At 36.3% G+C, this 14074-nt stretch carries 11 protein-coding genes; 6 read left to right on the top strand and 5 right to left on the bottom strand.

All coding sequences use genetic code 11. The features are described from left to right. The first annotated feature begins 71 nt into the window (after positions 1 to 71). Positions 72 to 2060, top strand: coding sequence for a urocanate hydratase (locus KO524_RS00995; RefSeq protein ID WP_219288298.1), 1989 nt, complete (start codon positions 72 to 74; stop codon positions 2058 to 2060). A 29-nt stretch (positions 2061 to 2089) separates the two neighbouring features. Beyond that, positions 2090 to 2620: a DUF4136 domain-containing protein gene (locus KO524_RS01000; RefSeq protein ID WP_219288300.1), complete on the top strand. Its 531-nt coding sequence runs from the start codon at positions 2090 to 2092 to the stop codon at positions 2618 to 2620. Positions 2621 to 2718: 98 nt separating this feature from the next. Here KO524_RS01000 and KO524_RS01005 read toward each other — a convergent pair whose 3' ends face one another. Beyond that, positions 2719 to 3891, bottom strand: a complete 1173-nt coding sequence (locus KO524_RS01005; protein WP_219288302.1) for a hypothetical protein — start codon at positions 3889 to 3891, stop codon at positions 2719 to 2721. Between the two features lie 387 nt (positions 3892 to 4278). Here KO524_RS01005 and KO524_RS01010 point away from each other — a divergent pair, with 387 nt between their 5' ends. Beyond that, complete coding sequence (locus tag KO524_RS01010; protein WP_219288304.1) at positions 4279 to 4479, top strand: hypothetical protein; 201 nt, start codon at positions 4279 to 4281, stop codon at positions 4477 to 4479. Between the two features lie 362 nt (positions 4480 to 4841). Here KO524_RS01010 and KO524_RS01015 read toward each other — a convergent pair whose 3' ends face one another. Beyond that, entirely contained in the window at positions 4842 to 6017 is a 1176-nt protein-coding gene (locus tag KO524_RS01015; RefSeq protein WP_219288306.1) for a hypothetical protein, read from the bottom strand. Positions 6018 to 6232: 215 nt separating this feature from the next. Here KO524_RS01015 and KO524_RS01020 point away from each other — a divergent pair, with 215 nt between their 5' ends. Next, positions 6233 to 7975, top strand: coding sequence for an aromatic amino acid hydroxylase (locus tag KO524_RS01020; RefSeq protein WP_219288308.1), 1743 nt, complete (start codon positions 6233 to 6235; stop codon positions 7973 to 7975). Between the two features lie 137 nt (positions 7976 to 8112). Here the strand turns inward: KO524_RS01020 and KO524_RS01025 are convergent, their stop codons facing one another. From KO524_RS01025 to alaS, 3 genes are all read right to left on the bottom strand, one after another. Further along, a complete protein-coding gene (locus KO524_RS01025; protein ID WP_219288310.1) occupies positions 8113 to 8748 on the bottom strand; it encodes a DUF4230 domain-containing protein in 636 nt (211 codons plus the stop codon). 37 nt (positions 8749 to 8785) lie between these two features. Next, the gene (locus tag KO524_RS01030) at positions 8786 to 9739 is read right to left on the bottom strand and encodes a GSCFA domain-containing protein (protein WP_219288312.1); all 954 of its coding nucleotides are present in this window, start codon (positions 9737 to 9739) and stop codon (positions 8786 to 8788) included. Between the two features lie 76 nt (positions 9740 to 9815). Next, positions 9816 to 12443: an alanine--tRNA ligase gene (alaS, locus tag KO524_RS01035; RefSeq protein WP_219288314.1), complete on the bottom strand. Its 2628-nt coding sequence runs from the start codon at positions 12441 to 12443 to the stop codon at positions 9816 to 9818. A 313-nt stretch (positions 12444 to 12756) separates the two neighbouring features. Between alaS and KO524_RS01040 the strand changes: the two genes are divergently transcribed. Together KO524_RS01040 and KO524_RS01045 are read left to right on the top strand one after the other, a co-directional pair. Then, the gene (locus KO524_RS01040; protein WP_219288316.1) at positions 12757 to 13734 is read left to right on the top strand and encodes a M23 family metallopeptidase; all 978 of its coding nucleotides are present in this window, start codon (positions 12757 to 12759) and stop codon (positions 13732 to 13734) included. Then, positions 13734 to 14063 carry a MerR family transcriptional regulator gene (locus tag KO524_RS01045; protein ID WP_219288318.1) on the top strand — a complete coding sequence of 110 codons (330 nt, stop codon included), beginning with the start codon at positions 13734 to 13736 and terminating at the stop codon, positions 14061 to 14063. The genes KO524_RS01040 and KO524_RS01045 overlap by 1 nt, the downstream gene beginning before the upstream one ends. The last annotated feature ends 11 nt before the right edge of the window (positions 14064 to 14074 follow it).

The following is a 14074-nucleotide window of genomic DNA, read 5'->3' on the forward strand; positions in this document are numbered from 1 at the left end:
AAAATAAGAAAAAAAGTCTTGTAAACCATTTATAAGACGCATAAATATCCATTTATACTAAATTTTTAGACATGAATTTTAAAGAACAGGTTCAAATAGGGATTCCAACCGTATTGCCGAGTCCTAAATCTTATGATTATTCGATTAATCACGCTCCTAAAAGAAAAGAAATACTCAGTACAGACGAGAAGAAACTCGCCTTGAAAAATGCCTTACGCTATTTTAAACCCGAACAACATGCCGAGCTTTTAGAAGAGTTTAAATCGGAACTCGAAAAATACGGTCGTATCTATATGTATCGTTTTCGTCCCGATTATAAAATGTATGCCCGTCCTATAGATGAATATCCCGGGAAATCGCTACAAGCGCGTTCCATTATGTTGATGATTCAAAACAACTTGGACTATGCTGTTGCTCAACATCCGCATGAACTGATTACTTATGGTGGAAATGGTGCTGTTTTTCAAAACTGGGCGCAATACCTATTGACGATGAAATATTTGTCTGAAATGACCGATGAGCAAACACTGGCAATGTATTCTGGACACCCTATGGGACTTTTCCCTTCGCATAAAAATGCACCCCGTGTGGTTGTGACTAACGGCATGATGATTCCTAATTACTCTAAACCGGATGATTGGGAAAAATTCAATGCTTTAGGTGTATCTCAATATGGACAGATGACCGCCGGAAGTTATATGTATATCGGACCACAGGGAATTGTTCATGGCACAACGATTACGGTATTAAACGGAGGCCGCAAGATTTCAAAGCAAGGCGAAGGTCTAGCAGGAAAACTATTTGTAACCTCAGGTTTAGGAGGTATGAGTGGCGCACAACCTAAGGCCGGAAATATTGCTGGCTGTATTACGGTATGTGCAGAAGTCAATGCTAAAGCGGTCGATGTGCGTCATTCTCAAGCTTGGGTGGATGAGGTTGCTACAGATCTAGATACTTTGGTAGCACGGGTTAAGAAAGCTAAGGAAAACAAAGAAATCGTTTCCATTGCCTATCACGGTAATATAGTCGATGTATGGGAGAAATTTGACACAGAAAACGTTTATATCGATTTGGGTTCTGATCAAACGTCCCTACACAATCCATGGGCAGGGGGATATTATCCCGTTGGTCTAAGTTTTGAAGAAGCCAATGAGATGATGGCCAATGATCCTGAAAATTTCAAGAAACAAGTTCATGAATCATTGAGACGTCAAGCCAATGCTATCAATAAGCACACCGCTAAAGGCACTTATTTCTTTGATTACGGCAATGCCTTTTTATTAGAAGCATCTAGAGCTGGCGCCGATGTAATGGCAGCTAACGGCATTGATTTCAAATATCCAAGTTATGTACAAGACATTATGGGGCCCATGTGTTTTGATTACGGTTTTGGCCCATTCCGCTGGGTGTGTGCCTCGGGAAAATCCGAAGATTTATTAAAAACGGATCAAATTGCCTGTGCTGTATTGGAAGAAATGAAAAAAAGTTCACCTAAAGAAATCCAACAACAAATGGATGATAACATCCGTTGGATTAAGGGAGCACAAGCCAACAATTTAGTAGTTGGTTCTCAAGCACGTATCTTATATGCCGATGCAGAAGGACGTATCAACATAGCTGAGGCATTTAATCAAGCGATAGCTGCAGGTCAAATTGGCCCTGTAGTACTAGGTCGCGACCATCACGATGTTTCCGGTACAGACTCTCCTTATCGAGAAACGTCTAACATATACGACGGGTCTAAATTCACTGCCGATATGGCCATTCAAAACGTTATAGGTGATAGCTTTAGAGGCGCAACCTGGGTTTCTATACACAACGGTGGAGGTGTTGGATGGGGCGAAGTGATTAACGGTGGTTTTGGTATGCTTCTTGATGGTACTAAAGAGGCTTCTGACCGCTTAAAATCGATGTTATTCTGGGATGTCAATAACGGAATAGCTAGAAGAAGCTGGGCCAGAAATGAAGAAGCTATTTTTGCTATTCAAAGAGCTATGGAAGTGGAGCCCTTATTAAGGGTTACATTGCCTAATTTGGTAGACGAAAATTTATTAAAATAAACTCACTATTAACCAAATTCTTGTCAATCATGAAACTTTTAAAATTTATTCCATTAGTTGCGTTAGCCTTTATCACCGGATGTAGCTCCGTTCAAGTAGCTACAGACTATGATAACAAAACGGATTTTAGCAATTACAAAACCTATGCTTTTTTCAAAGAAGGTATCGATAAAACAGAAATCTCCGATTTGGATAAAAAACGTATACTCACTGCAATCGATACGGAATTGACAAAAAAGGGAATGACGAAGAGTGCTAATCCAGATTTTTTAATCAACATTTTCACCAAAGCACAACAGCGTGTTGACGTTAGTCAAAATGCTTACTATTCCCCATGGGGTTACGGATGGGGTTGGAATCCATATTGGGGATCGACCTATAATACGGTTTCTACTTCAGTAGAAGGAAATCTGTATATTGACGTACTAGATGCTGGACGAAAGGAATTGGTTTGGCAAGGTGTAGGTACAGGATACTTGACTAAAAACAGGGAGAAAAAAGAAGCGCGTATTACTGAATTTGTAGCGAAAATCCTTAAGGACTTTCCTCCTAAGAAGTAATACTATACTTTTACTAAATAATACAAAGAGGCTATCCCAAAACAAATGGGATAGCCTCTTTTAATTTTTAATAAATGATGAGACGCAGTATTTAATGTTTACTTCGTGTTAACACGATACATTTTTGCGTTATTTTTAAGCGCTTGATTAGAATCAATACTTAGAACAGCAGTAGCCGCTGAAGCACTTTGATTGAAATACCCTTCAAAAAAACCTGTAAAATCTGCATCAATACTTAATCCCGTATTGAGAGTCACTCCCCCTACAATACTAAACTTCCAAATTCCCTTTGCAGATCCTGGAGAAGGAGGATTAGTGAAAGAAAAGCTTAAATCAATTTCTTCACTTGCGTCGAAATCAACCGCATTCATAGCACCATAAACATCCCCAATTATCCAATTCGCAGCAACACTTCCATCAACTTGCCATGGACGCACAACATTAGCATTGGTAACTTCCCTACCTACAGCAACATTCTGTTTAACATAAACGGTAAAGCCAATAAAGTTTTTATAATCTTCAATAGTACTTTGCCCGGTATCACTTATGAAAGTTCTGAATCCAAAAGGAACATACAGAGCTCCATCCCGAGTAACCGTTTGAAAGTTTACACCTCCGAATTTAAAAAACTGAAATACGTTAGTAAGCTTCAAATCTTTAACTGCATTACCCACTTTTAAAAAATTTTCAGTTGGCGGTACTACATCAGCTTCTTTAACGATAATTGTGACCTCGTTACTGTCTTCAGAACCCGCTAGAGAAGCTCTAGCTATGTAGCTTCCAACGGCAGTTCCTCTATATTTACCTCCCGTTACAATTATACCTTCAACTTTAATAGTAGCCCTAGCAGTAACATCCGTATTATTTAATATCACTTTAAATACCGTTTCTGTATCAATATCAATAGTAGTTGGAGTTGCCGTCAAAACTAACTTCTTAACTGCTTTAGGACCGAATTTAACTATAATTTCTTCTGAATCAATCGCATTTGCTTTTTTAGCCACGACTTTAAATTCCCCTTCCGTTTTAGAGGTTAGTTTTTTGTCTGGAGCTATAGTCCCATTTATATAAATATCAGCATCGGCTGTGACATCAGTCGTTCCTTCATTAACAGTAAAAGTAACCGTTTCTCCAATTTCAGCTGTTGCATTGCTTGCTGTCACAACTAAAGTGATTCCGTCAATAGGCTCATCACTGTCGTCACTTGAACTACAAGCTATTCCGAAAGTAGCCAGACCAGCTACTGCCAAAAACATAAATAATTTTTTCATAATTTTTAATTTTCAAAATAGTTAATCCAACGCAATATATAAATTATTTTATGTCGAAATTATCTAAACGTTAATTTTTTTTTAAAATTTCGATAATATTAACAAAGATTTTTGCTGATTGAATAACAATAAAGGGAATCTAACATAGGTTCGTATTCTCAAGACCAGCAATAATACAGTAACAAGCGACTATTTGAACTCAAATAGTGCTACTGATTTTAAAAACTTTCAAACTGTAAATAAAAGAACTTACTACATTTCAATCATTCCGATAATTCATTAAAAAACTAATTAAGAAACTTTTTTACCGTATAACTAAATATAAAGAAGCAACCTAACCCTTTTAAATTCATCTAACAATTGAAATGCACGCAAAAAGAAATCAATATGAAGATAACTACTGTAGAAGAAAGAAATCCTTTAGTTCAGGCACATCAAAACAAAAATTCAGCGAACAGAAAGTTAAGCTTCGTTTACGAGAGTAGCAAGATTCATATTAAAGGGAATCTATGTGGAAGGACTAAAGTGATAATTGTTATTGATACCATAAGAAACAAGGTCGGAAAAGATGTAAAACAGCACGTATAATTAATCATAAAACATACCATCTGAGGGCATATTAAACGGAGAAAAACAAAACCACAAGCGTTATTTACAGATAATTTGGTATCAATAGAAAAATCTAATTTAAAGGTTTACATCCTTTCTAAGTCATTATACGATAAAGCAAGAAACTATAATCGTAATTATAGGATTTCTCTGTTATCTATATAAAAGCGAACTATTGTTAAAATACGGCCCTACTAATAATTCACACTTACTAATAAAATCCCTCAGTAAACGAGATACCCTACAAAAAAAAACAGCAACAAACTTTAGTTTGTTGCTGTTTTACAATGAATTTAAACTCTTGTATTAAATATACGAGTTTAAACTATAAAGTTTAAAAATTATTTAGTCGCTCTAACAGCTCCTTTATTCATTTTTACACTTGTAGTTAATCTTTTTAATTCTTTAACAGAAGAAATGTTTTTTGCACGAGCAGCAGTTGGATTAGCAACTATATTGTAGTATCCTTCAAAAGGACCTTCAAAAGTAGCATCAAGACTGTTTCCTTCTACAGTGAAACCATCTTCGATTGAAAATGACCAAACTCCAGATCCTTCAGTTGGAGCACCAAATGCCCAACGAACTGATACCTCATCATCTCCAGTAAATGCTACAGCTCCAATTGCTCCGTCTGCTCCACCAAATAAAACATCATTAGCAGCAGCTTGCCAAGGGCGAACTACATTTTGGTTAGTTACCTCAGCACCTACAGCAACTGTTTGCTTAACATAAACTGTTAAAGCAATATAGTTTTCGAAATCTACTGCAGCAACTGTTCCAGTTAACTCTCTAGATAAAGTTACATAATCAAAACGAGCATATACAGCATTTTGGAAAGTAATTGTATTATGGTTAACACCACCTACTTTAAAGTACTGATATAAAGCAGTTCCTTTTAAATCAATAACATTACCATCAACTTTCAAGAAGTTTTCAGTAGGTTCAGGTACGACAGCAGGCTTAACTGTGATAGTAACTTCAGCACTATCTTTAGCTCCTGTCATAGAAGCTACAGCTTTAAAAGTACCAGCAACAGTTCCTTTGTATTTACCACCTGTTACAGCAACACCACCAACTTTAATAGTAGCAGTACTAGTAACGTCAGCATTATCTAAAGTAACTTTGAATACAGTTTCTGCATTAAGTTCGATAGTAGAAGGAGTTGCAGTTAAAACTAATTGTTTCAATTCAGTCCCTTTTTCAACAAATTTCACAGTAATTGCTGCAGAATCTTTAGAATTTGCTTTTTTAGCAACGATTTTAAACTCACCAGCTGTTGCGCTAGTTAATTTTTTATCGCTAATTTTATTACCGTTAACATAGATGTCAGAAGTTGATGTAACATCAGCCGTTCCTTCTTTAACAGTAAAAGTAACCGTTTCTCCAACTTCTGGAGTAAGTTTACTAGCACTTACAACCAATTGTCCTGGTTCTGGTTGCGGGTCTGGATTTGGAGTACTGTCATCTGAACTACATGCTGTTCCAAAAGTAGCCAATCCTGCTACCGCCAAAAACATAAATAATTTTTTCATAATTGTTAATTTTAAAATAGTTAATCTGGCGCAAGATATAAATAAATTCAAAGTAAAAAAATATTAGCGTTAATTTTTTTTCAAGATTAAGTTAATTCTTGTTTGCAATTATCTTTGTAAAACAATAACAACACACTAAATGATGTGTAAATAAATTTTGTTATATTTACCAATAATACATTTATAAACGACAGTACAGGATGAAAACGCAAGATTACGAAAGCAATCCATTAATTAACAGACTTCCCGAACACCTTAAACAATTCATAAAACCGCAACACTACGACGACTATACTGCCATAAACCAAGCAGTTTGGCGCTATGTGATGCGTAAGAATGTAAGTTATTTAAGTAAAGTTGCACATGCTTCATATTTGGAAGGATTAAAACAGACAGGGATTTCTATTAATGATATTCCCAATATGTACGGTATGAACCGTATTTTAAAAGAAATCGGATGGGCTGCTGTTGCTGTAGATGGGTTTATTCCACCGAATGCTTTTATGGAATTTCAAGCCTATAAAGTATTGGTTATTGCGTCAGACATTCGCCAACTAGAACATATTGAATATACTCCAGCACCAGACATCATACATGAAGGTGCAGGACACGCACCTATTATAGCCAATCCCGAATACGCCGAATACTTAAGACGTTTTGGAGAAATTGGCTGCAAGGCCATTTCTTCCGCCAGAGACTATGAGATGTATGAAGCTATTCGACTGTTATCCATTCTAAAAGAAGCAGAAGATGCCGACCCAACAGCTATAGCAGCGGTAGAAAAAAGAGTTGATGATTTACAATCCAATATGGGCAAGTTGTCTGAAATGGCACAAATCAGAAACTTACATTGGTGGACTGTAGAATACGGATTAATAGGAACCTTAGAAAACCCAAAAATTTACGGAGCTGGACTGCTTTCATCCATAGGCGAAAGTGCGTGGTGTATGACCGATGCCGTAAAAAAAATACCTTATAATATAAACGCTGCACAGCAAAACTTTGACATCACCAAACCACAACCGCAATTATACGTAACTCCCGATTTCGCATACCTAAGTATGGTATTGGAAGAGTTTGCCAATAATATGGGTATTCGAAAAGGCGGTATAGAAGGTGCAGAAAAATTAATAGAATCCAATGCCATTGGAACCATAGAGTTAACTACTGGAATTCAAATTTCTGGTAAATTTACCAACGTAATCGCGTTTGAAGGTAAGCCAATATATATTCAATCAGAAGGTCCAACCGCTCTAGCCTATAGAGAAAAGGAATTAGTCGGACACGGAAAAGATTATCATGCTGCTGGCTATGGAACCGCCTTAGGAAACCTAAAAGGCGTTAATTTAGCTATTGAAAACATGAGTCCTAAAGATTTAAATGCTTATTCGATTTCTGAAGGAGAAAACGTTAGTTTGGAATTTGAAGGAGGTATTCGCGTAGCTGGTGAAATCATTACCGGCATGAGAAATCTACACGGCAAAATCATTCTTATCAGTTTTAAAAATTGTACGGTTACTCATTTTGACACTGTATTGTTTCAACCAGAATGGGGTATTTACGATATGGCCATAGGCACACAAATCGTTTCGGCCTATTCCGGACCAGCCGACTACAATAGTTTTGATTTAATCACCCATGTACCGTCATCTAAAACAATCAAATCCGATAGAACCCCTAAGAAAAAGGCTCTGGAACAATTGTACCAACAAGTTCGCGATGCGAGAGATTCAAATCAAAAAATCGACACCCAAGCCATTCTTAACGATTTAGATCAAAACCATCCATCCGATTGGTTGCTAACCTTAGAACTTTTGGAATTAAATACAATACAAAATAATAACGAGATGATTGAAAAAGCAAAACAACGTCTAACAAACTTAACGACCCAAAGACCCAAAGTAGCTCATTTAATTAGCAATGGAATCGAACTAATTAACTAGAACTAGTATATTAGTAAATAATAAAAGCTAGGGTTGTTTCTCGATTTGAAACAACCCTAGCTCTTTTATACGACTTTTGTAAATAATCACGACGCTACATCCTCAAATCAAACAAGCCCGATCTATATATACTAAACCTAGAACAATACTTTAGTATTAAAATCCATTTCGGAGTCAATGACCGTATCTTGATATTCCAATTTCCATCCTAAAGACTGTGTTACTATCAATATTTTAGAGAGCTCTGTAATCAAGCGGTTTTGAGCATTCGCTTTTAAGGTAGAACCTTCAATTTTACGTAGCAAATCTTCTTTAACCTTGGTATTAATCTTATTGTAATCTTCTCCTTGAAAAGGATTAAACTTACTCTGTTCTACGTCGTATAACTTAATTTCGGGATAAAGCTTAATTTCCTCTTTGGGCAAGTTAGTAATCCGTACCACTTTGTTTACTTCATCCAGTTCGTATGCTATCTGACTCATATCATAAGAAACCGTTGCATCCGCGTTGATAATAACCACCGCTTTCTTTTTAAAGGATACTAAATCCATCAAATACTTTTGTTGGTCTTCATAAGTCATTACTTGTGAAAACTTAGCTTCGGTTACAATTAATTTACTCACGTTTTTAAACTGATTCTGAATCAAATCAGAATTGTATTCCATTTTAGCCTCCTCATCCTTGTTGTCGAAATAACGGTAAATCATTGCACCCGTCAACATCATCAACAGTACAAAAAAGAATGCTATAATTATTTTAAAAAGTCCTTTCATATCTAGTTCTTATTTAATTCACATACCTACCTCCTTACTACCTAAAGTTCATAAAAGGAAATTGATCTAACAAATCGTCTATTTTACTAACCAACTTGTCAAGAAATATGCCGTGTTTTTCAGAAGCAGGATTAAATGAACGGTGATGGAGTCCTTTTTGCACTTCATCAACTTTTTTCATAATCGGATATGCTACTTCTTCTACCACAACTTGCGTCCACTTTTCCCATATATATTGTATAGCAATAGAGTTCGGATGCAGCATGTCTGACTCATAAAAACGATAATCTCTTAACTCGTCCATAAGGATCTCATAAGACGGGAAATAAAAATGTTGTTTTGGATGTTCTTCCAAAAACTGATGCAAGGCAGCTGTTAAAATAGATTTACTTCGCTGATTTTCGACAAAGCCATCTTTGATGTGACGAACCGGAGAAAGGGTATAAATAATTTCCACTTTTGGATTTAATTCTTTAATTAAACCGGCAATTCGTCGATAACTATTCAGTACCTCTTCATAAGACAAAAGTTTTTTATCAAATTGCTGCTGCGGTAGTTTATGACAGTTAGCAACCACTGTCGCCGTTTCTTTAAACTGATAGACCCAAGCGGTTCCAAATGTCAGCATAAGATGTGATGCTTCTTGTATATCGAACTTCAAATTAGCCAAAGCCGCATTTAAATGATCTATACAATCCGACTGTTCCAACTGATTTAAATCGGAATGTGCATCGAAACAACTCCAAACACCATCTATGCAAAAAACATCTTTTTCAGTAAAAACATAGTCCGATACGGCATATTCCAAAATGCGTTCTATCGCTATTGGATGAAATAAAATACCAAATGGATTTGCACGGACCTGAAACTGAAACTCTTTAAATTTCTGAGCCATATTAACAGCAAAGCAAGAACCTAAAGAAACAATCTTAGAATGGTAATTGATTTTAGCTTGATAGGACTTTAACGGTACTTTAGTTAGAAACTCCATATTTATAATGGCTTTAGGTTAGTCAAAACGACTTCTATAATAAAAAAAGATTCTCTTTCGAGAATCCTTTTCTATACTATTTAATATATTCCAAAGCTTTTGACAAGGCTTCTACAATTCCGTCTGGATTTTTACCTCCTGCTGTAGCGAAGAAAGCTTGACCGCCTCCGCCTCCCTGAATGTATTTTCCCAACTCTCGAACAACGAGTCCGGCATTGAGTCCTTTGTCTGTAGCCAATTCTTTAGAAATATAACAGGTCAACATCGGCTTTCCATCAGTGACCGTAGCTAAAACCAAAAACAAATTGGTTTTGTCTGCCCCCAATTCATAAGCCAAGTCTTTAGCACCGTTGGCATCTAAATCAACTTGCATCGCCAAAAACTGAACGTCGTTAATAATCTGTATTTCCGATACCAGTTCTCCCTTAAGTCCTTTTGCTTTTTCACGCAACAATTGCTCCAATTGTTTTTTCAATTTTGCATTTTCGTCTTGTAAAGAAACCACTGCTTTTAGAGTGTCTTGCGGATTCTTAAGTACGTTTTTAACTTCTTTCAAAGTTTCCTCTTGGTCTTTATAAAAGGTTCTTACCGCTTGGTTCGTGATTGCTTCGATACGACGAATGCCCGCTGCAACAGCCCCTTCACTAACAATTTTAAACTGCCAAATATCCGCTGTATTCTGAACGTGAATTCCACCACAAAGTTCCATACTTGTTCCAAAGCGAATCGCTCTCACTTCATCCCCATATTTTTCGCCAAACAAAGCCATAGCCCCTTCTTCAATAGCTTGTGCAAAAGGAATACTTCTACGCTCTACCAAAGGCAATTGCTCTTGAATACGTTGATTTACAAAATCTTCTACCGCCTTTAGCTCCTCTTCAGTCAATTTCGCAAAATGGGAAAAGTCAAAACGCAAATAGTTTGGTGACACCAATGATCCCTTTTGCTCCACATGCGTTCCCAAAATGGTTCTTAAAGCTTGGTGCAATAAATGGGTTGCCGAGTGGTTGCTCGCGCTTTGTTTTCTCGTTTCTTCATTTACTTGTGCCGTAAAACTTCCCTCTAAATTCTCTGGGAGTTGCTTGGCAAAATGAAGAATTAGATTGTTTTCTTTTTTAGTATCTATAATTTCAATGGTTTCATTAGCCGAAATCAAGAAGCCCTTATCTCCTACCTGTCCTCCTCCTTCCGGATAGAATGGTGTTTGATCTAAAACCAATTGAAATAGTTTTCCGTCTTTTTTACTATCTACTTTTCTAAAACGTGTGATTTTCACTTCGTTACTCAATAAATCATAACCAACGAAACGCTCGATATTACCCGGAATCAAAACTGTCCAGTCATCTGTAGTTACTTCCGAAGCAGCTCTAGAACGATTCTTTTGCTGACTCATGGCTAAATCAAAGCCAGCCTCATCCAATTCCAATCCACGCTCTCTCAAAATCAATGCAGTCAAATCTATTGGAAAACCAAAAGTATCATATAATTCAAATGCTTTTGCTCCTGAAACCACTTTAGAATCCGATTGAGCAATCACTTGATCCAACAAATGTAACCCTTGGTCCAGAGTTCTTAAAAAAGAAGCTTCTTCTTCTTTAATCACATTCATCACCAAAGCTTTTTGAGCTGTAATTTCCGGAAAAACACTCCCCAACTGCCTACTCAAAACCTCTACTAATTGATATATAAACGGTTCTTTTTTATTTAGAAATGTAAAAGCATAACGAATAGCACGGCGTAAAATTCGACGAATCACATATCCCGCACCATTATTGGAAGGCAACTGTCCATCGGCAATCGCAAAAGCAACTGCTCTTACGTGGTCGGCGATAACCCTAATGGCAATATTTATTTTTTCTTCTTCATCGTCTTTCGCCTTAATCGTATATTTACCTTGAGTTAATTGGGAAATCTTTTCAATTAAAGGACTAAACACATCGGTATCGTAGTTTGATTGAACACCTTGTAAGACCATACATAAACGTTCAAATCCCATACCGGTATCCACATGTTGAGCTGGTAATTTTTCCAAAGACCCGTCTGCTTTACGGTTGAACTCCATAAATACATTATTCCAAATCTCTACTACCTGTGGATGATCAGCATTAACTAAATCCTTACCCGAAACAAGTGCCTTCTCTTCTTTAGAACGTATATCAACATGTATTTCAGAACAGGGTCCGCAAGGTCCTTGCTCACCCATTTCCCAGAAATTATCCTTTTTGTTTCCCAACAAAATACGATCTTCTGCTATTAAGGATTTCCATATGTCATAAGCCTCTTGATCAAAAGGTACATTTTCTTCTACACTACCTTCAAATACGGTAACATATAAAATGTCCTTAGGAATCTTATAAACCTCAGTCAATAATTCCCAAGCCCAATGTATGGCCTCTTTTTTAAAATAATCTCCAAAACTCCAATTCCCCAGCATTTCAAACATGGTATGGTGGTAAGTATCAATCCCAACTTCCTCTAAATCATTATGCTTTCCTGAAACTCTAAGACACTTTTGAGTATCGGCAATTCTTTTGCTTTTCGGACTGGCATTTCCTAAAAAATACTCTTTAAACTGAGCCATCCCAGAATTATTGAACATTAAAGTCGGATCATCTTTTAAGACAATCGGTGCCGATGGAACTATAAGATGCCCGCGTTCTTCAAAAAAACTTAAAAACTTTTGACGAATTTCTTGTGATTTCATATGTCGTTTTATATGGTTTGTTTAGGTTTCTCTGATATCTATCCAGTTAGCTGCCCCAGGGACAAATAATTCTTCTGGAATGATTTCATCTTTTGAAAACCAATGATTTTTTACATTTAAATAATTTAGCCCTAATCAAATCAAGATTTATTGGCTTTTTTAAATACTTTTGACCGAATTAGATATTAAACTCGTATTAAAATGTATAAATGAAAATGGTATCATCGAAACATTTTTTACATTTGTTATCTAATCGATTCGCAAGCATGAAATACAATGTATTTTAACATGCAAAAATAGCATTTTTTAAGATATGTCTAAGGTAAAATATTATTACGATTCCGAAAAACTAGCCTATCAAAAAGTACAACCCAAAAAGCACAAGCAAATCGGGTTTATTTTGCTATTTATATTCTCTTCAGCTATGTTTGGTTTGTTGGGTATTATTATTTTATTGAACACTTCCATATTTGAAACACCTAAAGATAAAATGCAAGCGCGCGAGATTGAAAATTTTAAAACCAATTACGCTGTTCTCAATCGAAAAATAGAATTAATCGATCAAGTTTTGAGCGAATTGGAAGTTCGAGACAACTATATTTATCGAGCTTATTTTAATACTACACCAATTCCAAGCGAACAAAGACGTTCGGGTTTTGGTGGATACAACCGTTATAAAGACCTAGAAGGATTTAATAATTCGGACTTGGTAAAAAACACCAGCAAAAAAGTAGATCGTATTTTAAAACAAACCGCTATACAATCGCGTTCTTTAGACGATATCATTAACTTAGCCCAGGGAAAAGAAAAACTTTTAGCAGCAATTCCAGCGATTCAACCAATAAAAAATGAGGATCTTACTCGAGTGGCTTCTGGTTTTGGATACCGATCTGACCCCTTTACCAAGATTAAAAAATTTCACGAAGGGATGGATTTTTCTTCCAAACCGGGTACACCGGTTTACGCCACTGGAGATGGCGAAGTTATCCGAGCTAACAACCAATTATCAGGATATGGCAATCTCATCGAAATCAAACACGGTTTTGGTTATTTAACTCGGTATGCACATTTAAGCAAATACAATGTTAAGCAGGGACAAAAAATAAAACGCGGCGATTTAATCGGGTTTGTTGGAAACACCGGGCGAAGTGAAGCCCCTCATTTACATTATGAAGTACATTACAATAATGAAGTCATGAACCCGTTGAATTTTTATTACGGTTCTATTTCTGCTAAAGAGTTTGAATTACTCTCTCAAGCAGCCAATCACGAAAATCAATCTCTAGACTAATGCATATAGACTTACCAGAAAAACGATATTATAGCATTGGCGAATTGGCCAAGGCTTTCGATGTAAACACATCACTGTTGCGCTTTTGGGAAAAGGAATTTGATATTCTTAAACCCAAAAAAAACGCTAAGGGCAATAGAATGTTTACCCCTGAAGATGTGAAAAACTTAAGACTACTGTTTCATTTGATTAAGGAACGTGGTTTTACGCTTGACGGCGCCAAGGAGTACATTAAGGCCAAACCCAAAAAATCTCTCGACACTTTCGAAATTATTCGTAAATTAGAAGCAATTAAATCAACTTTGATCCATATTAAAAACGAACTTTAACAAAAAAACAA

It is taken from the genome of Flavobacterium sp. NKUCC04_CG (assembly GCF_019345525.1).
Lineage (GTDB): Bacteria > Bacteroidota > Bacteroidia > Flavobacteriales > Flavobacteriaceae > Flavobacterium.